Annotated in this window: 18 protein-coding genes and 1 pseudogene; 7 read left to right on the top strand and 12 right to left on the bottom strand. The window is 66.2% G+C overall.

Going from position 1 to position 23,814, the window contains the following annotated elements; all coding sequences use genetic code 11:
- The first annotated feature begins 42 nt into the window (after positions 1-42).
- The gene (locus tag GGC47_RS00380) at positions 43-993 is read left to right on the top strand and encodes an ABC transporter permease (protein ID WP_112764150.1); all 951 of its coding nucleotides are present in this window, start codon (positions 43-45) and stop codon (positions 991-993) included.
- Between the two features lie 29 nt (positions 994-1,022).
- Positions 1,023-1,901 (top strand): ABC transporter permease, encoded by an 879-nt coding sequence (locus tag GGC47_RS00375; protein WP_038362012.1) that lies wholly within the window; start codon positions 1,023-1,025, stop codon positions 1,899-1,901.
- 136 nt (positions 1,902-2,037) lie between these two features.
- Here GGC47_RS00375 and GGC47_RS00370 read toward each other — a convergent pair whose 3' ends face one another.
- The 6 genes from GGC47_RS00370 to GGC47_RS00345 form a co-directional block, all read right to left on the bottom strand.
- Positions 2,038-3,495, bottom strand: a complete 1,458-nt coding sequence (locus tag GGC47_RS00370) for an aldehyde dehydrogenase family protein (RefSeq protein WP_429066426.1) — start codon at positions 3,493-3,495, stop codon at positions 2,038-2,040.
- The gene (locus tag GGC47_RS00365) at positions 3,492-4,769 is read right to left on the bottom strand and encodes an NAD(P)/FAD-dependent oxidoreductase (protein WP_429066423.1); all 1,278 of its coding nucleotides are present in this window, start codon (positions 4,767-4,769) and stop codon (positions 3,492-3,494) included. Before GGC47_RS00365 ends, GGC47_RS00370 begins: the two co-directional genes overlap by 4 nt.
- Before the next feature lie 47 nt (positions 4,770-4,816).
- Positions 4,817-5,968 (bottom strand): alanine racemase, encoded by a 1,152-nt coding sequence (locus tag GGC47_RS00360; protein WP_429066421.1) that lies wholly within the window; start codon positions 5,966-5,968, stop codon positions 4,817-4,819.
- 10 nt (positions 5,969-5,978) lie between these two features.
- Positions 5,979-6,848: a GNAT family N-acetyltransferase gene (locus tag GGC47_RS00355; RefSeq protein WP_429066419.1), complete on the bottom strand. Its 870-nt coding sequence runs from the start codon at positions 6,846-6,848 to the stop codon at positions 5,979-5,981.
- A gap of 458 nt (positions 6,849-7,306) precedes the next feature.
- The gene (locus GGC47_RS00350; RefSeq protein ID WP_429067074.1) at positions 7,307-8,182 is read right to left on the bottom strand and encodes a GNAT family N-acetyltransferase; all 876 of its coding nucleotides are present in this window, start codon (positions 8,180-8,182) and stop codon (positions 7,307-7,309) included.
- A 174-nt stretch (positions 8,183-8,356) separates the two neighbouring features.
- The gene (locus GGC47_RS00345) at positions 8,357-9,691 is read right to left on the bottom strand and encodes an NAD(P)/FAD-dependent oxidoreductase (protein ID WP_429066416.1); all 1,335 of its coding nucleotides are present in this window, start codon (positions 9,689-9,691) and stop codon (positions 8,357-8,359) included.
- 329 nt (positions 9,692-10,020) lie between these two features.
- Between GGC47_RS00345 and GGC47_RS00340 the strand changes: the two are divergent.
- Positions 10,021-10,409, top strand: a pseudogene (locus GGC47_RS00340) (integrase core domain-containing protein); the annotation flags it as partial.
- A gap of 84 nt (positions 10,410-10,493) precedes the next feature.
- Here the strand turns inward: GGC47_RS00340 and GGC47_RS00335 are convergent.
- The 3 genes from GGC47_RS00335 to GGC47_RS00325 form a co-directional block, all read right to left on the bottom strand.
- Positions 10,494-11,456: a quinone oxidoreductase family protein gene (locus tag GGC47_RS00335; protein WP_429066413.1), complete on the bottom strand. Its 963-nt coding sequence runs from the start codon at positions 11,454-11,456 to the stop codon at positions 10,494-10,496.
- Positions 11,457-11,551: 95 nt separating this feature from the next.
- On the bottom strand, positions 11,552-12,286 hold the full coding sequence (locus GGC47_RS00330) for an SDR family NAD(P)-dependent oxidoreductase (protein ID WP_429066411.1): 735 nt from the start codon (positions 12,284-12,286) through the stop codon (positions 11,552-11,554).
- 38 nt (positions 12,287-12,324) lie between these two features.
- A complete protein-coding gene (locus GGC47_RS00325; RefSeq protein ID WP_185747810.1) occupies positions 12,325-13,161 on the bottom strand; it encodes an alpha/beta fold hydrolase in 837 nt (278 codons plus the stop codon).
- Between the two features lie 326 nt (positions 13,162-13,487).
- On the opposite strand from GGC47_RS00325, the gene GGC47_RS00320 reads away from it, so the two are divergent.
- On the top strand, positions 13,488-14,381 hold the full coding sequence (locus GGC47_RS00320; protein ID WP_142020490.1) for a LysR family transcriptional regulator: 894 nt from the start codon (positions 13,488-13,490) through the stop codon (positions 14,379-14,381).
- Positions 14,382-14,587: 206 nt separating this feature from the next.
- Here GGC47_RS00320 and GGC47_RS00315 read toward each other — a convergent pair whose 3' ends face one another.
- The 3 genes from GGC47_RS00315 to GGC47_RS00305 all read right to left on the bottom strand — a co-directional run bounded on the left by GGC47_RS00315 (position 14,588) and on the right by GGC47_RS00305 (position 18,096).
- Positions 14,588-15,985, bottom strand: coding sequence for an alginate export family protein (locus GGC47_RS00315; RefSeq protein ID WP_210245558.1), 1,398 nt, complete (start codon positions 15,983-15,985; stop codon positions 14,588-14,590).
- A 148-nt stretch (positions 15,986-16,133) separates the two neighbouring features.
- On the bottom strand, positions 16,134-16,787 hold the full coding sequence (locus tag GGC47_RS00310; protein ID WP_038362037.1) for a hydrolase: 654 nt from the start codon (positions 16,785-16,787) through the stop codon (positions 16,134-16,136).
- A gap of 295 nt (positions 16,788-17,082) precedes the next feature.
- Complete coding sequence (locus GGC47_RS00305) at positions 17,083-18,096, bottom strand: LysR family transcriptional regulator (RefSeq protein ID WP_081925315.1); 1,014 nt, start codon at positions 18,094-18,096, stop codon at positions 17,083-17,085.
- A 108-nt stretch (positions 18,097-18,204) separates the two neighbouring features.
- On the opposite strand from GGC47_RS00305, the gene GGC47_RS00300 reads away from it, so the two are divergent.
- The 3 genes from GGC47_RS00300 (at position 18,205) to GGC47_RS00290 (ending at position 23,548) form a co-directional block, all read left to right on the top strand.
- Positions 18,205-19,041, top strand: a complete 837-nt coding sequence (locus GGC47_RS00300) for an alpha/beta hydrolase fold domain-containing protein (RefSeq protein ID WP_112764159.1) — start codon at positions 18,205-18,207, stop codon at positions 19,039-19,041.
- A 50-nt stretch (positions 19,042-19,091) separates the two neighbouring features.
- A complete protein-coding gene (locus GGC47_RS00295) occupies positions 19,092-20,291 on the top strand; it encodes an efflux RND transporter periplasmic adaptor subunit (RefSeq protein WP_142020491.1) in 1,200 nt (399 codons plus the stop codon).
- Between the two features lie 77 nt (positions 20,292-20,368).
- Positions 20,369-23,548: an efflux RND transporter permease subunit gene (locus tag GGC47_RS00290; protein WP_142020492.1), complete on the top strand. Its 3,180-nt coding sequence runs from the start codon at positions 20,369-20,371 to the stop codon at positions 23,546-23,548.
- The last annotated feature ends 266 nt before the right edge of the window (positions 23,549-23,814 follow it).

Genomic DNA, 23,814 nt, shown 5'->3' with positions numbered 1-23,814 from the left:
CGAGCGATGCCCCTGACGGCCAACGACATTGAGGAGGGCGCGATGCGTGGTTTCCTGCTTCATCGCCTGTTCCAGAGCGCCGTGCTGCTCGTGATCGTCTCGCTGATCGGCTTCGCCACCCTCAGCCTGATGCCGGGTGGGCCGATGGCGCAGTACGGCCTGGATCCCGGGATGACCCAGGACGATCTCGCTCGCCTGAAGCAGCAGCTGGGGCTCGACCGGCCGCTCTGGGTCCAGTATTTCGACTGGGCCTGGCGGCTTCTGCAGGGCGATTGGGGAAAATCCTTCCGCGACGGTTCCGCGGTGCTGTCCGTCATCGGGCGCCACATCTTCGCGACGTTCCTGTTGATGGGAACGTCGACGGTGATCGCGATCGCGCTCGGGAGCTGGATCGGAATCCGGGGTGCCACGCACCGCCATTCGGTCTTCGACTATCTCGCGACGATCGGTGCCATGATCGCGCTGTCGATTCCGACCTTCTGGTTCGGCCTGATCGGGATCTATTTCTTCACGCTGAAGCTCGGCTGGCTGCCGGCGGGCAACATGTACACGATCGGCGACGGGTCGGTGCTGGACTACGCGCATCATCTGATCATGCCGAGCGTGGTGCTGTCGCTCGTGCATGTCGCGATCTGGAGCCGCTACATGCGAACCGCGACGCTCGATGCGATCAGCCAGGATTTCGTGAAGACGGCGCGTGCGAAGGGCGCGAGCGAGCGGCGCGTGCTGATGAAGCATGTCGTCGGAAACGCCCTGCTGCCGATGATCGCATTGGCGGGCGTGCAGCTGCCCAGCATCCTGACCGGCGCGCTCGTGACCGAGACCGTCTTCACATGGCCGGGCATGGGGCGGCTGTTCCTGGATAGCCTGAGCTACAGCGACTATCCGGTGGTGATGGGCCTCCTGATCTTCTCGGCCATCATCGTCATTCTCGGAAATCTGATCGCCGACATCGTGATCGCCTTCGTCGATCCGCGGATCCGACTGGCCTGAGCGGCGCAACTGGTCGAGGAACAACGACAATGAACACCCTCGCTCTGCGCGATCGCCCGAGCCGCTGGTGGCAAAGCCGCGTCGCGCGGCGTTTCGCGCAGCATCCCCTGGCGTTGCTCGGTCTCGTGATGATCACGGCCCTCACCGTGGCCTGTGTCGTGGGGCCGTGGCTCCTGCCCTACGACATCCTTCAGATCGACCTGCGGGCGCGCTTCGCGCCGCCCCTGACGGGCTCGCACATTCTCGGCACGGACCCGCTCGGGCGTGACCTGGCTGCCCGGCTCTTCGTCGCCGGCCGGGTCTCGCTCCTCGTCGGCTTCTCGGCGATGCTTCTGTCGGTCGTCGTCGGCACGGTCGTCGGCGTCATCGCCGGGTATCGCGGCGGCTGGCTCGGTGCCGCGCTGATGCGAACCGTGGACGGCTTCCTCGCCTTTCCGTCCATCTTCCTCGTGCTTGCGCTCTCGGCCGCCCTTCAGCCCAGTCCGCTGATGATCGTCGTCATCATCGCGGTCACCAAATGGATGGAGGTGGCCCGTATCGTGGAGGCGGAAGTCCGGTCGCTGCGCGAACGCGAATTCGTGCTGGCTGGCCGCATGCTCGGGCTCAGCTCCGTGCACATCATGTTCCGGGAAATCCTTCCGAACGCGATGGGGCCCATTACCGTCGCGGCGTCGCTCACCGTCGCACGGGCGATCTTGCTGGAGGCCTATATCAGTTTCCTGGGTTACGGGATCCAGCCCCCACTGCCGAGCTGGGGCAACATGCTGAACGGGGCCCAGCAATACCTGTCCAGCGCGCCCTGGATGGCGATCATCCCAGGCGCCGCCATCACGATCGCAGTGACGAGCTTCAACTTCATCGGCGATGGCCTGCGTGACGCGCTCGACGTGAAGGGCGAGCACGGCTGACGGCGACGCCGATCCGCAAGCGGGCGGACCTTCCGGGGTCCGCGCCGGGCGACGGATGCAGGTGCTGAGAGGGACTCAGGTTCTGCCCGCTATTATGAAACGAAGGTCATCACGGAGAACGTCTCCGCGCCGGATCCTAGCTGTAGAAGCCGAGGACGGCCTTCGTTTCCAGATATTCCTCCATGCCCTCGCGCCCGTATTCCCGGCCATTGCCCGAACGCTTGTAGCCGCCGAAAGGAGCGTTCGGATCCCAGTCCGGCGCGTTGAGATGAACCTGTCCGGCGCGAATCCGGGAGGCGACTTCGCGCACCGCGTCCATCTCGGTTCCCTGCACATGCGCGCCGAGGCCGTAGACCGTATCGTTCGCGATCTCTACGGCCTCCTCGACCGTGTCATAGGGTAGGATCGCCAGGATGGGTCCGAAGATCTCCTCCTGTGCGATCGCCATGTCGCTGCGGACTTCGGAGAAGATCGTCGGGCGAGCGTAGAAGCCCGAGGCGATGCCCGCCGGGCGGCCGGGGCCGCCCGTCACGAGTTTCGCGCCTTCGCCGATGCCCGCTTCGATCATCATCTGGACGCGCTCGAACTGGGCGCGGTTCGCGATGGGGCCGTGCGTCGTCACCTCCAGCAGGGGATCGCCCACGACGAATTCGGCGGCTGCCGCCGCAGCCAGCGCCTCGACATCGCCGAGGCGGTCACGCGGGACCAGCATCCGTGTCGGCGCGCTGCAGGACTGGCCGAGATTGCGCATGGCCGCTGCGACGCCCAGCGGTACGCACCGGGCGAGATCGGCATCGGGCAGCACGATATTGGGCGACTTGCCGCCGAGTTCCTGCGCGACCCTCTTGACCGTCGGAGCGGCCGCCTGCGCCACGAGGACGCCCGCCCGCGTCGAGCCGGTGATCGAGACCATGTCGACCTCGGGATGCGAGGCGAGACCCTCGCCGACCACCGGTCCCGTTCCGTTGACGAGGTTGAACACACCGGGCGGGCAGCCGGCCTCGTCCATGAGTTCGGCGAAGAGGAGCGCGCTCAGGGGCGACAGCTCGCTGGGTTTGAGGACGACCGTGCAGCCTGCGGCCAGCGCCGGGCCGACCTTGGCGGTGATCTGATAGAGCGGCCAGTTCCACGGCGTGATCAGGGAACAGACGCCGATCGCCTCGCGCAGGATCGCGGTGCTGCCGCGCTGCGAGACGAAGGCGAAGTCCGCCAGATTGTCTCGCGCCACGCGCAGATGCTCGGCGGCGAGGGGAACCTGTGCCCGGCGCGCATAGGTGATGGCCGCACCCATTTCGGCGGTGAGCGCCTGCGCGATCAGCTCCGCTCGTTCCAGCACGAGCGCATGGACGCGGCTGAGAAGCGCGGCGCGTGTCGCAGGCTCTGTCCGGGACCAGCCGGAAAAAGCGCGGCGGGCCGCGGAGACCGCGGCCTCGACGTCCCCTGAACTGCCGAGCGGAATCTCCGCGATCGCCGTCTCGGTTGCGGGGTTGATGACGCAGGCTCGATCCTGACCATCGGGCTCGCGCCAGCCGCCGTCGATGTAGAAGCGGCCGAGATGCCCGCTCTCCCTGAGGTGCTGCACGGCATGGCTCATTGGAAACGGTCCTTGATCCGGTAATAGGCACCGATGAGCGGCAGGAACCAGGGCTTGCCGAAATGGCCGGGAATGGCCGGCCAGGCGAAGTCCTTCCACGGGTTCAGCTCGGCACGCCCGTCCATGACCTCGGCCATGACGGTGCCCATGAGCGTCGACATCTGCGTGCCGTGGCCGCTGTAGCCCATCGAGTAGTAGACACCGTCACGCTCGCCGGCGCGCGGGAGGCGGTCGCGCGTCATGTCGACCATGCCGCCCCAGCAATAGTCGATGCGCGCGTCACGCAGCGCGGGAAAGACGTCGTTCAGCGCGGCGCGCAGGATCGCGCCGCTCTTCTCGTCGGACGCCGGGTTGGATACGGCGAAGCGCGCCCGGCCGCCGAACAGCAGGCGGTTGTCGGGGGTTGTCCGGAAATAGTTGACGAGGTTCCTGGTATCGACAGCGTTGCGGCGGCGCGGCGTCAGCTTGTCGAGAAGGTCGACAGGCAACGGCTCCGTCACGATCAGGAACGCCCCGACCGGCACGATCCGGCGGCGCACCCAGCCCAGCGGGCCGGCCTGCGAGATGCCGCTGGCCAGCAGCACCTGCCGGGCGGTGACGTCTCCCTTCGACGTCGCGACGACGTGGCCACCGCCAGGAGCCGGCTTCAGCCCGATCATCGGCGTGCGCTCATGGATCGTGACGCTACGCCGGGCCGCGGCTTCTGCGAGGCCGCGCACGAAGCGGCCGATATGGATGCTGGCGCTCTTGCGATAGATCAGGCCGCCATAGTAGCGCCCGGAGCCGACCTCGGAGGCGAGGTTCGCGCGGCTCACCATCTCGGTATCGGGATCGACATGGGCGGCGAGAAGTTCCTGGGCTCGCGCCAGCTTGTCGTAGTGCTCCGGCTTGGCCGCGAGCTTGATCTTGCCGACGCGGGCGAAGCTGCAATCGATGACCTCCTCGGCAACGAGGCGCTCGACAGTGTCCACCCCTGCATCGAAGGCACGGTAGAGGCGGTCGGCCGTTTCATGGCCGAGCCTTTGCGACATGATGCCGTAATCCTGCGCGAAGCCGTTGTTGCACATGCCGCCATTGCGCCCCGAGGCGGCATGGCCGATCGTCTCGGCTTCCAGCAGGATCACCCGCGCGCCCTTCTTCGCGAGCGCCAGGGCGGCGGAAGAGCCGGTCAGCCCGCCGCCGATCACGGCGACGTCATAGCGGCCTTGAACCGGCCCCTCGGTGCCGCCCGAGAAGGGGATCGACGTATCCAACCAGTAGGATGTGAGCTTCATCGGACCCTGGTTTCTCGAAGTGGAAGACGGGTTGCGGGCTGCAGCGCCTACCAGCCGCGCATGCGCGGCCACTCGGCAGCGATCGCTCTCGCGGGTCCGAAGACGACGTGATAGCGCTCGTGCTGTGCACCGGTGGCGCAGGCATGGTTGGGCATGATCCGGACCTTGGCGCCGACGGGCAGGTCGGGCAGCGCCTGCGAGGAGCCGGAGCGGAGCGCCAGCGTGCCATGTTCCTGACTGGCATGGGCCACGATCAGATCGGGGTAGGGTCTGCCGTCGAGATCGCAGACGATCCCATAGCCCTGGTCGACGCGCTGGGCCGCCGTGCCGCGGTCTCGCGACAGAGCCATCCAGCCGGCATCGACCATGATCCAGCCCTTTTCCGGCCGCTTCCCGATCACGGTGGCGAGGACGGAAAGCGCAAGATCGTCGGTGGTGCAGACCCCGACGCCATGCATCACGAGATCGAAGAACATGTAGACGCCGGCTCGCATTTCCGTGACGCCGTCGAGCGCCTTGGCAAAATGGGCAGTGGGCGTCGAGCCGACGCTGACGACAGGGCATTCGTACCCGGCGGCCCGCAGCCGCTGCGCGGCCTCGACGGCGACGGCCCGCTCGTTCTCGGCCGCTGCCTCGAGCGCTTCGGGTGTATGCAGCGCATAGGATTCGCCGGCATGGGTCAGGACGCCCGCGAGCGTGACGCCTGCCGCATCGAGAGCCGCGGCGACGCCGAGGAGGTTGGGGTCGGTGACCAGAAGCCCGCCACGATGGCCGTCGCAGTCGATCTCGATGAAGGCCGATGGCGTCACGCCCGCCGCGCGGCCGGCCTCGCCCAGGATCGCCGCCTGCTCCCGCGTGTCGAGCAGCAGCTTGATGTCGATGCCAGCCTTGCGCAGCCGCATGGCTCGTGCGGCCGTATGGGGCGAGACGCCGACGGCATAGGTGATGTCGCGGTAGCCATGTCCCGCGAAATATTCCGCTTCAGCCAGGGTGGAGACGGTGATCGGGCCGGGTCCGTTCGGAAACGCCCGGCTTGCGACGTCGATGGACTTGGCCGTCTTCATGTGCGGACGCAGCGCGACGCCCTGTTCGGCCATGCGCGCCGCGAGGCGGGCGAGATTGCGGTCGAGCCGGGATGCGTCGAGAACGAGCGCTGGTGTTTCCAGAGTGTCGAGCGTGGCGGCGTCGGATGGCGGCATTCCGATGCTCCTAATTGAACGACTGGTTGGACAAGGCGAAGACACGCGCCGGCCCGGTCGGCGGCAGGGTGCCGCGGACCATGGTGAGCGCATCGCTGACCAGCGAGAGGCCGATCTCTTCGAGCCAGGGCGACAGCTCGTCGGTTGCGGCGGTATCGATGCGAACGAAACACCCTTCGAGACGGGCCAGCGCCGCTTCGATCAGAAGGCGCGCCTCGGGGGGCGTCTGCGCGACCACGGGGCCGACGACGTGTCCGCGGCCGAAGCGGCGGCTGATCACATAGCCGGCCACCTCGCCGTCGCGGAGAAGGACCTGCGCCTCGCCGGCCTCGACGAGCAGCCGCAGAAGTGTCCGCCTCTCGGAACCGGTCGCCTGGCGATCGAGGCGGGCGACGGCGTCGAAGTCGGATGGCTGCAACGGGCGGACAAGATCGACCGGCGGCGCCTTGTGGCGACCTTTCGGGACGCCCTGGTGCTGGTGGATGATGCCGACGGGCCGGAAGCTGCGCCGCTCGTAGAGCGGCCGCCCCTGCGTCGTGGAATTCAGAAGAAGGGTCCGCGTTCCCGCCGCAGCCAGGAGCGCGTCCATCAGTCGGGCGCCGAAGCCGTGTCCCTGAGCCTTGCCGGAGACGATGATCATGCCGATCGTCGCGAAGGCCTCGCCATCGGGAAACCAGGCGGCCGTTCCGATCACCTCGCCGCCGCGCACCATGGCGAAGCCCTGGCCGAGCGTCATGGCAAAGGCCCAGTCTTCGAGGCGGTAGGGCCAGGACATTTCCTGCGAGAGCTTGAGCGCTCCTTCGAGATGTTCCGACGAGAAAGCCGTCAGGATCGCGTCGTCGGCTCTGTTCCGCAGCCCCTGGGGGATGGTCGATGGCATGATGGGTGCAAGCTTCTCGAAGACGTTTCCAGCCAGTTGGGGATCGCCGGCGCGCTCGCTTTCCCAGGCGAGCCATTCCCTTCGATGCCGCGCTCCCACCTGGCAGAAGATGGTCCGCAGCGCGCCGCAGTTCCCGCTGCAAAGTGGAGCCTTTCCGGCATCTTCATCTGAAGCTTCCGGCTTTGCGGCACGAATGCCGAACGTCCCCTCAACCCTTTTGGCCCGGCTCCGATGGAGGCGGCCAAGGGGGCACGGGTCAGGCCCTGCCGGGTCACGTCGAGATCGAGGAGAGGGGCGGGGGAGGCACGGACCTTCCGCGGCATCTGGCGTGCGCGCGAAGCGATCCGCGAGATCTATGTGTGCGTCTGCCGGCCGATCCGGCCGAAGCCTTTCCGGCGCGACGCGGGAGCGTGTTGTGTCCGCCGAGCCAGGCCGGCGGGCGGCGCAACGGCTCGAGCTTACCCCAGGGCGTGGCCGGCCAAGCCGAAGACCATCGGCTCGCGCGGCTTCTCGTTCAGGAAGCGGCGCCCCTTCGACATGGTCGTGACGGTATCGGTGACGGAAAGTCCGTTGCGCCGGAGAAACGCGGCGAACGCGCCGGTGGATCGCGTGTCCACGCGCATGAAGCTGCCTGCGAACGCCTCGAGATGAACCGCTGCAAGATGGATCGCGTCATCATCGTTCGACGCGACAAGCGGGCCGATGACATGTCCCTGGCCGAACGCGCGGCACATGGAGTAGCCGACTGCGACCCCGTCGCGCCGCAGCACGCGGATCGAGGCCTGTTCGGCGAGGAGTTCGAGCAGAGGCAGTCGGTCCACTCCGAACGCAGCGAGGTCGAGAGCCGCGATCTCCGCCAATCGTCCCGGTGCGAGATCCTCGAAATGCCCGTTCAAGCGAGGCAGCGAAGGGAGCGCCGCGGAGACTCTGCCCTGGTGGAGGTGGACGATTCCTTCGTCGACGAAGGCGAGCGAACGATAGAGGGCATAGGCGGCGCGCGTGGCGTTGAGGCTGAGGTGCCGGCCGCCGCATTCGGCGAAAACCCGCTCCATGAGCCAGCGCCCGTTCCCCTGCGCCTGCGTGCGCGGCGATGTGATCACGAGGCCGATCGTGGCGAAGTCGTCCCCATGCGGAAACCACATCGCGCTGCCGAAGACGCGACCGATGCCGTCCACCGCGACGATGCCCTTGCCGGCGCGGCGCAGCATCTCCCAGTCCTTGGGCCGGTGCGGCCAGCCGACACTGGTCGACAAGGCGTGCAGCAGGTTCACGTCTATCCCGTCGATGTCCTGAGCGAAGAGCTCGAAGGATTTCAATCTTACCGATTGTTGCATCTCGCAGCCCCTCCCTAGGCCAGACCGCGTAACATTCTTCTTTCGGCTTTCTTGGATAAGCCGTTGGTTGGAACCGTCGATGAGACGGCGCTGCGTCTGCTGGCCGGGATAACCTCCCCCGATGGCCGGCACAACGCCGCGCCCGTCGCTTGCCTCGTTCTGCTCCGGATCAATCTACATCATTTCGGGACGCCTGATCGCGGAGCCGTCGGAGAAGCGCGTGATCCGGAACGCATGGAGGTCGACGAACGGCTTTTCGTTCATCGCAAGTTCGCTCGCCAGACGGCCCGCTCCCGGGCCGAGGGCAAAACCGTGACCGCTGAACCCAGTGGCGATCGTGAGCCCCCGGATCACGTCCGTCGTATCGATCACCGGCACGAGATCGGGCGATGTATCGATCAGGCCCGCCCAGGCCGCAGCGACGCCGATGCCTTTCAGGGCCGGGAAGTCGGCGACGAGATTGCGGATGGCTTCGTCGACAAGGCTCTGATCGGGGGTGGGGTCCATGACCCGGATCCGCTCGAACGGTGACATCTTGTCGAAGTCCCAGCCGCCCCAGGCGTCGGGGCCGTTCCAGAAACGGCTGCTGACTCGGTATTTGAGCTTTTTGGCGATCTTGGCCCGCATCATCTCGCGGAATTTCGTCGCGTAGCGGATGCCTTGCGGCGCGAGATTCACGATCCCGTGGCCGGGCACGGCGACGGTATAGCCGCCGTCGAGACGGCGCCTGAGGGCGTATCCCGCCCCCGATACGCAGCCGGCTTCGACGATCTCGGGCGCTGCGGTCGTGCGCAGGGCCGTTCCCTCGATATTGGCCACGGGAAGGTCGATGCCGTGACGACGCAGGAAGCGCGAGCTCCAGGCTCCGCCGGCCAGGACGACGGCGTCGGCCTGGACGAGTCCGCGCTCCGTCCACACGCCCTTGACTTGCCCGTTTGCGATGTCGAGACCACGCACGGCGCAGTTCTGGTGCAGATGGGCGCCCAGCGCCTTGGCGCCTGTGGCGATGGCGGGAGCCGCCAGGCTGGGCTCGGCCTTGCCGTCAGTCGGAGACCAGATCGCCCCGACCCATGGGCTGGTGCTGCCCTTCATGCGTTCGCGCGTCTGGCTCGCGGACAGCGTCTCGTTGGTGAAGCCGTATTCCCGGGCCTTCTGGCTCCACGTCTCCCAACGCGCCAGTTCGGCCGGGTCCCGCGAAGGATAGAAGCAGCCGGCGCGACGGAAGCCGAGATCGGTGCCGATCTCGGCGTTGAGCTCACCCCAGCGCTTCAGGCTGTAACCGGCCAGGGGCAGTTCATGGAGATCGCGATTTTGTTGGCGGACCCAGCCCCAATTGCGGCCCGACTGCTCCCCCGCCACCATGCCTTTCTCGAAAAGGGCGACGGACCGGCCTTTGCGCGCCAACTCGTAAGCCGTGGACGATCCGACGATGCCGGCGCCAACGACGACGACGTCCACCTTGGTTGGGAACCCGGCACTGTCCTGGACGCGCTGGACTTCAATTGGCATGGCTTGTCCTATCATCCATCGTCTTCGAGCCAATGCGATCATTCCGGCTCCTTCTCGTTCCGAGAAAGGAGCCGGAATGATCGCGGGCAGACAGTCACGAAGGATGTTGACGACCGGCGCGTCCCGAATGCCCGTGAAGGGAAGCGCCGCATTCCAGCCGAGACTGCCCGATCTCGCCTCCGAGTTTGCAAAAGCGCCGGTATCGGGATGCGCCGAAATGCATCGGCCAGGCAGCAGAACCTTCTGAAAAGGGGAGGGAGCTCGGCAGTTCAGACGTTCTGCGAGGTTGCTGCAGTACGGTGCGCCGATTCCGGCGCGCGGGTCGATGGCGGATCGATCGCAGGCTCAGGTCGACCGATGTCATCAACGTCCTCTCGGACCACCTGCGCGACGTGCCAGGACATGTGCATTCAGACAACGGCCCGGAGTTCGTCACCAAAGCGGTGCGGACTGGATCGTGGTCGTCGGAGCGAAGTTGGCCTTCATCGAGCCGGGCTCGCCGTGGGAGAACGGCTATTGTGAGAGCTTCAACGCGAAGCTCCGCGACGAGCTTCTGGACGGCGAGATCTTCTACAGCCTGGCCGAAGCGAAGACCGTCATCGAGAGTTGGCGCCAGCACTACAACATCAGGCGCCCGCACTCCTCGCTCGGCGACAAGCCATCGGCCGACAGCTATCGTGCCGTCGTCAAACATGGCAGCAAAGCCGAGCATGCATGAGATCGAAGCCGGACCATTCAATCGGGGCAGGCCAGTTCGCTGGTTTGGTCGGCACGATCATCATCCGACCTATGAGACTCATTGTCAGTTCGGGACGAGGACGACGCGCCCGAGGATGGAGTTGCCTTCGGCATAGGCGTGAGCCTCGGCCGCGGCCGCGAGCGGAAACGTCCTGTCCACGATCGCCTTGAGATGCCCGAGCGCCGCCTGCTCCAGCATCCGGGAAACAGTGCTGTAGACATCCGGCTTTTCGAACTGCGTCCCCATGAACACGCCGAAGAGCGACCGGTTCGCCTGCAGCGCTGGCCAAAGATCAATGGTGAGCTGAGACCCGCCGGCGTTGCCGACGAAGACCAGACGCCCCTCGGGGCGCAGCGCGGCGAGTGAAGCTTGCAGGGTGGTTCCGACCGGGTCCACCACGAGGTCCACGCCGCGCCCTTCCGTCAGACGCATGACGGTATCGACGACGTCGGCCGAGCGATGATCGATCGCATGATCGAGGCCAAGCGCGACGAGGCGGCCGGCCCGCCTGTCCCCGGAGACCGTTGCCAGCACAGTCGCGCCCGCCTGGTGCGCGAGCTGGATGGCGGCAAGCCCGACACCTCCGGCGCCTGCCTGGATGAGGACAGTCTCGCCGCGTTTCAAGCCGCCCCGAGCGAAGAGACAATGATGGGCGGTTCCGAACGCGATCGGCAGCGCAGCGGCGGCGGCTATGTCGAGACCCTCCGGCACAGGCCAGGTCCGGCTGGCGGCGACGGCGCGCAGCTCCGCGTGCGACCCGGCGAGATCGAAGCTCGTCACCTTCTGGCCCATATGGCGATCCCTTACCTTCTCTCCGACCGCGACGATTTCGCCGGCGGCCGCATAGCCGAGGACAAAGGCAGGATGGGGCGGCGGCGTGGACGCGCGATTGATCAGGTCGCCGCCCTCGATGGCGGCCGCCTCGACGCGGATCAGGACACCATCGCTTGGACAGACCGGATCGGGGACATCCACATAACGAAGGACATCCGGCGGGCCGGGGTGATCATAGATGGCTGCTTTCATGGTTCTTCCGCTGCGCGAGCGTTCGCCTGAGGAACGGTTAGACCTATCGGCAAGGCCGCCGCACAAGTCTCGAAGTCCCGAACAGCCAGCGAGGCCTACACCTGGGCGATGCCACCATCGGCGAAGACCTCGCTCCCGGCGATGAAGCTGCTGTCGCTCGAAGCGAGGAATGCCGCGACCGCGCCGATCTCATCCGGATCAGCGATGCGCCCGACAGGCGTCGCCTTCGCAAGCGCCGCGGCACCTTCGTCGCCCATGAGCTCCAGCGCCTTTTCAGTCCGTGTGCCGCCGGGTGAGAGCACGTTCACGCGGATTCCCCTGTCGGCGAGTTCCGGTGTCCAACTGCGCGCGAAGCTGCGGACCGCGGCCTTTGTTGCGGCATACAGGCTGAAATTCGGAAACGCCTTCACCGACGCGCTCGACCCGGTCAGAATGATGGATCCGCCTTCGCCCATAAGCGGCAAGGCGCCCTGGACGGTGAGCAGCAACCCTTTCACGTTCGCGCCGAAGACTCGATCGAACTGGTCGCTGGCGATCTGCCCAAGCGGCGTCGGTTCCGAGATGGCGGCGTTTGCGAGCAGGATATCGACCTTGCCGCGCTCCTTTCTGACGGCTGCGAATAGTCGGTCGAGATCCGCGGTCTCGTTGATCGAGCCGGCGACGGCCCGCGCATTCGGTCCGAGTTTCGCCACTGCTTTATCAAGTGCCGACTGGGTGCGGCCGAAAAGGAACACGAAGGCGCCTTCCTCGATGAACCGCTTGGCCGATGCGAAGCCGATCCCGGTCGCGCCGCCCGTTACGACCGCCGTCTTGCCGTTAAGCCTGCTCATTTGGTCATCCTCCTGTAGAGCCGCGCCCCGCAGCCAGGTCAGCCCGCGACGAACTTCAGAAGGTCGGCGTTCAGCACGTCGGCGTTCACCGTCAGCATCCCGTGCGAGAAACCGGGATAGGTCTTCAACGAGCCTTTCGGCAGCAGCTTGACCGCCTTCAAAGCCGAGGCTGCGATCGGAACGACCTGGTCGTCTTCGCCGTGCAGCACCAGCGTCGGTACGGTGATCGCCTTGAGGTCCTCGGTCTGGTCGGTTTCCGAGAAGGCCTTGATGCCGTCATAATGCGCCTTGGCGCTCCCCATCATGCCCTGCCGCCACCAGTTCTGGATCACGCCTTCATGGACCGTCGCGCCCTTGCGGTTGAAGCCGTAGAACGGGCCTGACGGGACGTCGCGGAAGAATTGCGCGCGGTTGCTGGCCAGTGCCGCCCGAAAGCCATCGAAAACCGACATCGGCGTGCCTTCGGGGTTGTCGCCGGTTTTCAGCATGAGCGGTGGAATGGCGGCGACGAGAACGGCCTTGGCCACCCGACCTGCCGGTCCACCATGCCGCGCCACGTACCGTGCCACTTCGCCACCACCGGTGGAATGGCCGATGTGAACCGCGTTCTTCAAGTTCAGCGCCTCGGCGACCGCGAACGCGTCTGCCGCGTAGTGATCGATGTCGTGACCGCCGGGGACCTGCTCCGAGCGTCCGTGGCCGCGCCGGTCATGCGCCACGACGCGATATCCCTTCGACAGGAAGAACAGCATCTGCGCGTCCCAGTCATCGGAGCTGAGCGGCCAGCCGTGATGGAAAACGATCGGCTGGGCGTCCTTGGGACCCCAGTCCTTGTAGAAAATCTGAACGCCGTCGTCGGTCGTGACAAAGCCCATGGGGTGTTTTCCTGCGTGAACATCGTGGGTGATCGGCCCCGCGGCATGCGCAGCGCCTGGCGAAAAGGTGAAGCTCGCGGCGAGCGCCGAAGCCGAGATCACGGCTTCGCGGCGGCTGAGCGGCACGCGCGGAGCGGAGTTGGGAGGCATCGAAGGTTCTCCGCGAGTTCATCAAAAAGGCGGCGCTTACGCCGTCGCCGCACATGAACGGTCTGTCATCGCAGGCAGATCGAGCCCGCCGCTGTCCGAGGTAATCTGCCGTTCCTTTCAGTGACGAGGTAGTGCCATAATCAGGCACACTGTGTCGCGAAATGGGGAACGTTGAATTGGATATCGAAGATCTGCAGACATTCGTCGCAGTGGCCGATGCCGGCGGGGTATCGGCGGCCGCGCGACGGCTCGGCATCGCAAAATCGATCGTTAGCCGTCGGCTCCTCCGCATCGAGGCAGAAATCGGCGTTCAGCTTCTTGCGAGGACGACGCGGGGCGCCGCGCTTACGGAAGCGGGAGCGACGTTCAGGGATCATGCGGCCAGAGCCAGCGCCGAGATCAATACGGCCAGGGAAGCGATCCACCCCACCGGTGAACTGCGGGGCCGCCTCCGGGTTGCCATGCCGCTGACTTTCGGCCCGACCCATTTCGCTCCCGTGCTCGCGGAAATGGCACGCCAGCACCCGCAGCTCCACCTCCATACATCCTACAGCGATCGCTTCGTCGATCTGATCGCCGAAGGTTTCGATTGCGCGATCCGGGGCGGCTACCTTCAGGACTCCAATCTGATCGCGAAGCGCGTCGGACCGATCCATGGGAAGCTCGTCGCGAGCCCGAATTATATCGCGGTGCACGGGTCGCCCGAATCTCTGGACGAACTCGTGACCCATCCGGCCCTGATGCAAGGAACGGAAACCTGGCAGTTCATGGATGGCGACAAGATCGTCACGATTCAGCCGCAGGGCCGGTTCAAGGCCGACAGCGCCACAGCGCTCGCGGCAGCCGCGGTGGCGGGTCTCGGCATCGCCTGGCTCCCCGATTGCATCACATATGGACATGTGGCCTCCGGTGCGCTGGTGCCGATCATGACACGCTATCCGGTCCCTCCGGGGGCCGCCTATGTGGTCCGCCCGCCGGGTCAGCACCCATCGCGAAAAGTCAGGGTGCTGACCGAGATGCTGCTCGAGTACTTCGCGCAGAATCCGGAAATCTGGGGTCGCGATCGGTGAAACATCGCCCGGCAGAAGAGGCGGCAATGTCAACCGAACCGCCGATCGAAATCTCCGGGCGGAACTCTCGCCTCGCTGAGCCGGGGCGCTAAGGCTCGGCGGGCATCGGACCCGCGACCCTTTGGACCAGCCGGGCGTCGATCCTCGGGCTCATCCACCGGCGCGGCTTGGGGAGATGCGTTCGAGAGAAGCGAAGGACGGCATGGTCAGAATCGATAGTTCGCCATGACGCCGACGAGCTTGATGAGCTGAGCCGGGCCGGTCTCCCGAATGAACGTTCCCGGATCGAAGACGCCGACCGAGGCTGCCAGATTGAGCTCCGGCGTGGCCTGCCAGGCGACGGCGATCTCGGCCTGCGTTCCGATGAAGCGCGCATCGCTGCCCCTGCCGCTTCGTACGAGCGCCCCCGAGATCGCGTAGATGCCGTCCCCGGTGCTCTGTCGCCAATAGGCCGACCCCGACAGCGACAGCTCGACGTCCTTGCGCGGATGGATCGTGATGGAAGGCCGAAGCTGGATCAGGTTGCGCGGCCCGATCGGCGACTGGGACACGAAGTACTTGCCCCTTGGAAAGAGGGGATTGAGCGTTCCCAGTTTCGGATCGTCCGGATCGTCGTCGCCCGAAATCACGTCGGCGGCGAGCCTGAGGTCGGGCTGCAGCGGAGCCTGGGCAAAGCGATAGCCGATCTCGCCGCCGATGCCCCATGCCGCCCTGCGGTGGCCTGCGAACGTTCCGTTCTGAACGGCGGCCTCGAGGTTCCAGTATGAGGAGCCGGTGTCTCCGAATATGCGGGTGCCGAAGGTGTGGACCAGCTCTTTCCCGGTTCCCTGATCGTAGACCGCGTTCCGGTCTCGCAGCCCCAGGTAGTAGACGTCGAAGCCTTTCGCTCGACCATCTCCCAGCCATTGCGTCGCATAGACGCCCCAGAGGGATTTCTGGGTCGACGTCCGATCGTCGAAACTGTCGAGCCGGTTGTCGACCGGACGAACGGCGAGGGCCGTGACCTGCCGGGTCGGGGCCGTCAGAGACATGTCGAAGCCGTCGAAGGCCTGAGGGATATTGGGACCGTAGCGCGTGTCGACGAAGCGCCCCGCGCCCAGCGAGATCAGCTTGCGACCTGCCGACATCCGCAGCGAGGTCGCCTCCGCGACATCCGCCTCCACCTCGACGAAGGCCTGCAGCATATCCGCACCGGTCGTATCGACGGGTCGCTTGGCGCGGCGCACGCCCGAAATCCCGGAGATGATGGGCTGGGCGAACAGGCGCAGCTTCCCGACATGGAAATCGGCATAGGGCATGAAGCGATGCCAGACATAGCCGTCGTGCGGCGCTTCACCCCAACGGGGATTGGCATAGCCTTCGTAGCGCGATCGGATTTCGAGGCCTGTCGTGAGATAGGCCGATCCATCCGTGCTCAGGGGGATGTATTTGAACGGCTCCGTCCACCGCCCCGTCCGCCGGGCGGGGTCTGCCAGATAAGACCAGCTTTCGGGGTAACGCTCGATCGTCAAGGTCGGGGCGCGGCCGATATCGGTCCCGACCTGTGCCTCGACCTGTGTCGCACCGACGATCATCGCGACGACGAAGCCCCGGATCGACGTCACCGGCAGTCGCCAGCCGCTCCCGCTGGAGCGACGCGATCGATGCTCGGCGTGCCCACGTCCGGCCGAGCGTTGAGATGGGATGACGGATCCCGACAAGCATTCAACTGAAGCGGAATGCATCGCGCGGGATCTCGTCATCCCGCTTCGATCAGCCGGCGGCCTTCGGCGCCGGCGTGTTGAGCAGCTGCTGCTCCCACAGATAGGCGATGCCGCTGCCGCCGAAGTGATCGATCAGAATCTGTGTCAGCTCTTCGACATGCTCCGTGCGTGCCCAGTCGCGCTGCCATTCGCCGGCGAGCGCCATCACCGTCATCGGGTTCGCGCCGGCCGCGATCATTCGCTGAATGGCCACTTCGTGAGATTCCTTCGAAATGCCGCCCGACGCGTCGGTGATCACGGTCACGTCCCAGCCTTCGCCGGCGGCCTGGATGACAGGCATTGCGACGCAGACTTCGGTCCACAGGCCGGCGATGATCAGCTGCTTGCGGCCGGTCGCCTTGACGACGCTCACGACATTCTCGTCCTCCCAGGTGTTCACCCAGGTGCGATCGATGACGTCCTGACCCGGAAATACGTCGGTGATCTGTTTGAAGAGAAGGCCACCGCGCGCCGCGATCACGCTGGTGAGAATGGTCGGAACATCGAAGGCTTTCGCGAGCTTCGCAAGAGCCGTTGTATTGTTCACGACCATATGAGGGTCGTGGCTGTTCAGGTTGGCAAGCTGATAGGGTTGATGGTCGATCAGAACGAGAACCGAGTCTTCGGGACGAAGGAGCGAGTTCAGGCCGTTGCGGAAGGTCATTTCCAATCCTTCTACTGAGATCATCGGTGGTGTGAGTGCGTGCGAAGCCCTGTAGCGCCGGGCTCACGGCGCATTTCTGCCGTTCCATCCGGCGTCTCGGTAGTCTCACCGGGCGCGAAACTGTGTCCTGAAAGGACGAACGCCAGCGGGGAGACCGAGGATCTGCAAAGGATTGTTGGGATCGCGATGGCGTAGGCGTGTCGACGGCCGCGCAGACTGGCCGTGAGATCGGCCGTCAGATTGGCGCCGGTCCGCTCCGCGACTGTATCCGCAAGGTCGCTGGCGGCGAGGAAAGCTACGCGCTGCTGTTCGAAGAGAGCTGACGGGCCTTCGGCGGCATCGGCGTAGGTATTGCTGGAAGAATCTCCGGCAGGCAGCCGGGCAGGGAGTCGGCGTTGCGCGACAGGACCAGTTCCTCGCGCGCGAACAGCTCCGCCAGCCAATCGACGAAGACGCGCACCTTGTTGCTGAGATGGCGGTTCGGCGGATAGACGATGTGCAGCGGCTTCGGCGCTGCGCACCAGTCCAGCAGCAGCGGCACGAGCCGCCCATCGGCGATCGGCACGCGGGCCATGAAGGTCGGCAACTGCATGATGCCGTGGCTGGCGAGCCCGGCGGCGAGATAGCCCATGCCGTCATTGAGCGCGATCGTGTAGCGCCCGCTGAGCTCGATCGTCTCGTTCTGGTTCTGGTAGATCAGCGGCAGCACCCGGCCGCCGAGCGCCGGCCGATAGGCGACGATCTGGTGGCCATCCTCGATATCGCGCGGATGGACCGGCGTGCCGAACCGCGCCAGATAGTCCGGCGTGGCGCAGGTGATCAGTTGCATCTCGCCGATCCGCCGCGCGATCAGGCTCTGGTCGACGATCTCGCCGGCCCGCACGGCGCAGTCCAGGTTCTCGCCGATCAGGTCGGCCGGCCGGTCGCTCAGGCCGAGATCGAGCTGGATGTCGGGATAGCGCGCATGAAACTCATGCAGCGCGGGGATGATGACCGAGACTGCCAGCGACGAGCTGCAATCGACTCGCAATCGCCCGCTCGGTCGCGCCTGCGCCAGCGTCAGACTCGCGTCGAGCTCCGAGAGTTCGTCGAGCAGCCGCAGCGCCCGTTCGTAATAGGCCGCGCCATCCATGGTCACGGTCACGCGCCGCGTCGTCCGGTTGAGCAGCTTGGCGCGCAGATGCCCCTCCAACTGCTGGATCAGCTTGGTGACGGTCGGCTTCGGCATGTCCAGAAGATCGGCGGCACGCGTGAAGGTCCCGGTCTCGACGACCCGCACGAAGGCCCGCATCGCGGCAAGCTGGTCCATACGCCCTCGGATTATTTCCGTACGTGAACAATGAATAAGCAAATAGCGTATTTATTCGGAAATGCCGATTCACTATTTCGTGCTGCAACGCAACAGCGAGGGTGCGCCATGCCCGCGATCGCCGCGCAGAAACTGCAACCGGTCCTTTCCGTCTTCTGGCGGGAGGAAACCCTGAGCGCCCGTGGAGAGAGCTTCACCGGCCGGCTCTACGTGCCTGCCGAGGTGCCGGAGAATGCCGGGCTCGTGCTCCATCTGCATGGCGGCCACTTCAACAGCGGCTCGCCGGCCGAGGGGCAGGCCGTCGCCACGGCGCTGACGGAAGCCGGCGCTGTCGTGTTCTCGCTCTCCTATCCGCTCGCGCCCGTACAGCGCTTCCCCGAAACGCTGGAGCGCATCTATGCAGCGCTCGAGGCTCTCGCCAGGGGGCGCAATCGCTGGGCGACGCGCGGCGCACCGCTCTACATCGCCGGCGAGGAAGCCGGTGGCAATCTCGCCGCGGCGCTGGCCATGATGGCGCGCGATCGCGGCGGCCCGGCGCTCGCCGGCCAGATCCTGTTCTCGCCGATGCTCGACGCCTGCCTCGGAACCGCTTCGCTGCGCGGCGCGCAGGCCGGCCCTGTCGGCTGCCGCTGGGCCGATGGCTGGGCCGATTATCTCGGCACGCCCGAGCGCGCCGCCCATCCCTATGCCGCCCCGCTCCAGGCGACGCGCCTCGCCGGCCTGCCGCCGGCTCTGTTGATCAGCGGCCAGGACGATCCGATGCGCGACGAAGCCGCGCAATACGCCGATCGTCTCGGCCAGGCCGGCATCGCCGTCCGCCATGTCGAGTTCAACGCGCCGACCCGCTGGCCGCAGGCCTATGCGGATGCGGCCGAGGAAGGTTCCTGCCTCTGCAAGAGCTGCGGCGAGATCGCCGCCTTCTATGAACGGACCGCGCCCTCCTAGCGCTCTCCTTTTTCGAACCCCCACAGCATTTTCAAGGAAGGACCGAACCCATGATTCCGGGAACGAACCGTCGTGGCCTTTTGGCCGGCTTCACCGCCTCCGTCGCCCTGACAGCCGTTGCGGTCTTCACCCTCTCCGGCACCCGCGCGCAAGGCGATACCGCGCCCGCAGCGCCGCCCGCCATCCCCGTCTCCGTCGCGACCGTCGAAGCGCGCGAGATCGTGCCCTGGGCCGAATTCTCCGGCCGGCTGGAGGCGATCGAGCGCGTCGAACTGCGCTCGCGCGTCGCCGGCGTCGTCGAAGCCGTGCATTTCCGCGAGGGCAATCTCGTCAAGCAGGGCGACCTGCTCGTCAGCATCGACCAGGCTCCCTATCTGGCCGATCTGCAGCGGGCCGAGGCGCAGGTGCAGGGTGCGAAGGCCAGGGTCGCGCTGGCCGAGAGCGAGAACGAGCGTGGCCAGCAATTGCTGGCGACCCGCAACCTCTCCCAGCGCGACATCGATACCCGCGTGAACAATCTGCGGGAGGCTCAGGCCAATCTCCAGGTCGCCGAGGCCGCCCGCCGCACGGCGCAGCTCAATCTCGATTACACCCAGATCCGCGCCCCGATCAGCGGCCGCATCGGTCGACTCGACGTCACCGTCGGCAACCTGATCGCGGCGGGTGGGCAGGTGCTGACCTCGCTGCTCTCGGTCGACCCCATCTACGCCGCCTTCAATGCCGACGAGCGCAGCGTGCTCGATGCGCTGGCCTCGCTGCCGGATGGTTCGCGCGCGCTGGAGCAGATCCCGGTCAGGCTCTCCACCGCGACGGCGCAGCCCGCGCAGTTCAGCGGCAAGCTGCACTTCGTCGATAACGGCATCGACGGCGCCAGCGGCACGGTCAGGGTGCGCGCCAGGCTCGACAACCCCGACGGCAAGCTGATGCCCGGCCAGTTCGTCCGGGTCCAGCTCGGCCAGGCCAAGGCCGAGCAGCAGCTCGTCATCAACGAGCGCGCCGTCGGCACCGACCAGAACAAGAAGTTCGTCTTCGTGGTCGGCGACGACGCCAAGGCTACCTGGCGCGAGGTCTCGCTCGGCGCCGCCCATGACGGCCTGCGCGTCGTCACCGCCGGCCTGAAGCCCGGCGAGCGCATCGTCGTCAACGGGCTCCAGCGCGTCCGCCCCGGCGCGACGGTCGCCCCCGAGCTCGTCTCGATGGCCGAGAAGACCGAGCTCAGGAAGCCCGCGACCGAACTCGCGCAACGCTGACATCAACGATCGGCTGCGGGTGCCGCGAGACGGGCCCGCAGCCGCAAGCATAAGCCGCTCGAAAGGGGGCGCTATCCATGAACCTCTCGAAATTCTTCATCGACCGGCCGATCTTCGCGGCGGTCCTCTCCGTCCTGATCTTTCTGGCAGGGCTGCTCTCGATCAGGGCCCTGCCGATCTCGGAATATCCCGAGGTCGTCCCGCCGACGGTCGTCGTGCGGGCGCAATATCCCGGCGCCAGCCCGCGCGTGATCGCCGAGACGGTGGCGACGCCGATCGAGGAGCAGATCAACGGCGTCGAGGGCATGCTTTACATGTCGAGCCAGGCGACGACGGACGGCGTCATGACGCTGAACGTCACCTTCCGCCTCGGCACCGACCCGGACAAGGCCCAGCAGCTCGTCCAGAACCGCGTCAGCCAGGCCGAGCCGCGCCTGCCCGAGGAGGTGCGCCGGCTCGGCGTCACCACGGTCAAGAGCTCGCCCGACCTGACGATGGTGGTGCACATCACCTCGCCGAACGGCCGCTACGACATGACCTATCTGCGCAATTACGCGGTGCTGAACGTCAAGGACCGGCTCGCCCGCATCGACGGCGTCGGCCAGGTCCAGCTCTTCGGCTCGGGCGACTATTCGATGCGCGTCTGGCTCGATCCGCAGAAGGTCGCCGAGCACGGGCTTTCGCCCGGCGACATCGTGCGCGAGATCCGCGCCCAGAACGTCCAGGCCGCGGCCGGCGTCATCGGCGCCTCGCCCAATGCGCCGGGCCTCGACCTCCAGCTTTCGGTGAACGCCCAAGGCCGCCTCCAGACCGAGGAGCAGTTCGGCGAGATCATCGTCAAGACCGCAGCCGACGGCGCGGTCGTCCGGCTGAAGGACATCTCCCGCATCGAGCTCGGCGCAGCGGATTATGCCCTGCGCTCGCTGCTGAACGGCAAGTCGGCCGTCGCCGTGCCGGTCTTCCAGGCGCCGGGCTCGAACGCCATCGCGATCGCCGATCGCGTCCAGGAGACGATGCGCGAGATCAAGCAGAACATGCCCGAGGGCGTGGACTATTCGATCGTCTACGACACCACCCAGTTCGTCCGCGCCTCGATCAAGGCGGTGATCTCGACGCTGCTGGAGGCGGTCGCGCTCGTCGTGCTCGTCGTCATCGTCTTCCTGCAGACCTGGCGCGCCTCGATCATCCCGCTCGTCGCGGTGCCGATCTCGGTCGTCGGCACCTTCGCGGTGATGTACCTCCTCGGCTTCTCGATCAATGCGCTCAGCCTGTTCGGGCTGGTTCTCGCCATCGGCATCGTCGTCGACGACGCGATCGTCGTGGTCGAGAATGTCGAGCGCAATATCGAGAACGGGCTCTCGCCGCGCGAAGCCACCTACAAGGCGATGCGCGAGGTCTCCGGCCCGATCATCGCGATCGCGCTGGTGCTGGTCGCGGTCTTCGTGCCGCTCGCCTTCATCTCGGGCCTCACCGGCCAGTTCTACCGCCAGTTCGCGCTGACCATCGCGATCTCGACGGTGATCTCCGCGATCAACTCGCTGACCCTGTCGCCGGCGCTGGCCGCGCTCCTACTCAAGGGCCACCATGCCCCGAAGGACGCGCTGACGCGGGTCATGGACAAGCTGTTCGGCTGGTTCTTCCGCGCCTTCAACCGCTTCTTCAACCGCTCGTCGGAGGCCTATGGCGGCGGCGTGCGCCGGGTGATCTCGCATCGCGCGGTGATGCTCGCGGTCTATGTCGTCATGCTCGGCGCGACCGGCGTGCTGTTCAAGGCGGTGCCGTCGGGCTTCGTGCCGGGCCAGGACAAGCAGTATCTCGTCGGCTTCGCCCAGTTGCCTGATGCCGCGACCCTCGACCGGACGGAGGATGTCATCCGCCGCATGGACGAGATCGCGCTGAAGCATCCGGGCGTCGAGAACGCGATCTCCTTCCCGGGCCTCTCGATCAACGGCTTCACCAACTCGTCCAACTCCGGCATCGTCTTCGTCGGCCTGAAGCCCTTCCACGACCGCAAGGACCCGTCCCTGAGCGGCAACGCGATCGCAATGCAGCTCAACAAGGAATTCTCTGGGATCAAGGAAGCCTTCATCGCGATGTTTCCGCCGCCGCCCGTGCAGGGCCTCGGCACGATCGGCGGCTTCAAGCTGCAGATCGAGGATCGCGCCGGCCTGGGCTATGCCGCGCTGGACGAGGCGACCAAGGCCTTCATGGGCAAAGCCGCGCAGGCACCGGAGATCGCCGGCATGTTCTCGAGCTTCCAGGTCAACGTTCCGCAGCTCTATGCCGATATCGACCGCACCAAGGCCCGCCAGCTCGGCGTGCCCGTGACGGAGGTGTTCGACACGCTGCAGACCTATCTCGGCTCGACCTATGTCAACGACTTCAACCGCTTCGGCCGGACCTACACCGTGCGCGTCCAGGCCGATGCGCCCTTCCGCGCCCTGCCGGAGCATGTTGGCCAGCTCAAGGTGCGCTCGAACAACGGCGACATGATCCCGCTCAGCGCCGTGCTGAATGTGCGTGCCGATTCCGGGCCGGAGCGCGCGATGCGCTATAACGGCTTCCTCTCGGCCGACATCAATGCCGGCGCGGCGCCGGGCTTCTCCTCAGGACAGGCGCAGGCCGCGGTCCAGCGCATCGCCGACGAAACCCTGCCCAAGGGTTTCGCCTTCGAATGGACCGAGCTGACCTATCAGGAGATCCTGGCCGGCAATTCGGCGGTGATCGTCTTCCCGGTGGCGATCCTGCTCGTCTTCCTGGTGCTGGCGGCCCAGTACGAGAGCATGACTCTGCCGATCGCGATCCTGCTGATCATCCCGATGGGCCTGCTCGCGGCTCTGACCGGCGTCTGGCTCTCGGGCGGAGACAACAACGTCTTCACCCAGATCGGCCTCGTGGTTCTCGTCGGACTATCCGCCAAGAACGCCATCCTGATCGTCGAATTCGCGCGAGAGCTCGAATTCGAAGGTAAGACACCAATCGAGGCCGCGATCGAGGCCAGCCGCCTGCGCCTGCGTCCGATCCTGATGACCTCGCTCGCCTTCGTCATGGGCGTGGTGCCGCTGGTGATCTCGACCGGGGCCGGTGCCGAGATGCGGCAGGCCATGGGCGTCGCGGTCTTCGCCGGCATGATCGGTGTCACCGCCTTCGGCATCTTCCTGACGCCGGTCTTCTACGTGCTGATGAGGAAGCTGGCGGGCAACCGCCCGCTCGCCCGGCACGATATCGAGGCGCCTGTCTTGCAGGCTGCCGAGTAAGCCGACGAGAAGCCCGCCTCCGGCCACTCCTGCCGGAGGCGGTTTCGTTTGCGCCGTCTCAGCGAGAACACCGCTGCACGGTGAGATGGGCGATCACGGTCGAGCCGCCCCGCGCGCTTCACAGCGGGGTCGATACGGTCGGAATGGTTCGTCGCGGCGATCACGGTGATGATGGTTCGTTTTAACGAACTTTTCTGTTGGCCGGCATTTGATCTTGGAAGCCATTCGAGAGAAATTAGCTAACAAATAGCGTCGCTTCGTCCGGC

Source organism: Allobosea sp. OAE752 (genome assembly GCF_050433265.1).
Taxonomy (GTDB): Bacteria; Pseudomonadota; Alphaproteobacteria; order Rhizobiales; family Beijerinckiaceae; genus Allobosea; species Allobosea spartocytisi.
The sequence above is the reverse complement of the archived record's forward strand: the minus strand, read 5'-3'. Positions and strand labels throughout refer to the sequence as shown.

What these genes read in the sequence shown, in the direction of transcription:
- GGC47_RS00380 (WP_112764150.1), top strand. Translation starts at nt 43, where the DNA reads ATGCGTGGTTTCCTGCTTCATCGCCTGTTCCAGAGCGCCGTGCTGCTC.
- GGC47_RS00375 (WP_038362012.1), top strand. Translation starts at nt 1,023, where the DNA reads ATGAACACCCTCGCTCTGCGCGATCGCCCGAGCCGCTGGTGGCAAAGC.
- GGC47_RS00370 (WP_429066426.1), bottom strand. Translation starts at nt 3,495, where the DNA reads ATGAGCCATGCCGTGCAGCACCTCAGGGAGAGCGGGCATCTCGGCCGC.
- GGC47_RS00365 (WP_429066423.1), bottom strand. Translation starts at nt 4,769, where the DNA reads ATGAAGCTCACATCCTACTGGTTGGATACGTCGATCCCCTTCTCGGGC.
- GGC47_RS00360 (WP_429066421.1), bottom strand. Translation starts at nt 5,968, where the DNA reads ATGCCGCCATCCGACGCCGCCACGCTCGACACTCTGGAAACACCAGCG.
- GGC47_RS00355 (WP_429066419.1), bottom strand. Translation starts at nt 6,848, where the DNA reads ATGCCATCGACCATCCCCCAGGGGCTGCGGAACAGAGCCGACGACGCG.
- GGC47_RS00350 (WP_429067074.1), bottom strand. Translation starts at nt 8,182, where the DNA reads ATGCAACAATCGGTAAGATTGAAATCCTTCGAGCTCTTCGCTCAGGAC.
- GGC47_RS00345 (WP_429066416.1), bottom strand. Translation starts at nt 9,691, where the DNA reads ATGCCAATTGAAGTCCAGCGCGTCCAGGACAGTGCCGGGTTCCCAACC.
- GGC47_RS00335 (WP_429066413.1), bottom strand. Translation starts at nt 11,456, where the DNA reads ATGAAAGCAGCCATCTATGATCACCCCGGCCCGCCGGATGTCCTTCGT.
- GGC47_RS00330 (WP_429066411.1), bottom strand. Translation starts at nt 12,286, where the DNA reads ATGAGCAGGCTTAACGGCAAGACGGCGGTCGTAACGGGCGGCGCGACC.
- GGC47_RS00325 (WP_185747810.1), bottom strand. Translation starts at nt 13,161, where the DNA reads ATGGGCTTTGTCACGACCGACGACGGCGTTCAGATTTTCTACAAGGAC.
- GGC47_RS00310 (WP_038362037.1), bottom strand. Translation starts at nt 16,787, where the DNA reads ATGACCTTCCGCAACGGCCTGAACTCGCTCCTTCGTCCCGAAGACTCG.
- GGC47_RS00305 (WP_081925315.1), bottom strand. Translation starts at nt 18,096, where the DNA reads ATGGACCAGCTTGCCGCGATGCGGGCCTTCGTGCGGGTCGTCGAGACC.
- GGC47_RS00300 (WP_112764159.1), top strand. Translation starts at nt 18,205, where the DNA reads ATGCCCGCGATCGCCGCGCAGAAACTGCAACCGGTCCTTTCCGTCTTC.
- GGC47_RS00295 (WP_142020491.1), top strand. Translation starts at nt 19,092, where the DNA reads ATGATTCCGGGAACGAACCGTCGTGGCCTTTTGGCCGGCTTCACCGCC.
- GGC47_RS00290 (WP_142020492.1), top strand. Translation starts at nt 20,369, where the DNA reads ATGAACCTCTCGAAATTCTTCATCGACCGGCCGATCTTCGCGGCGGTC.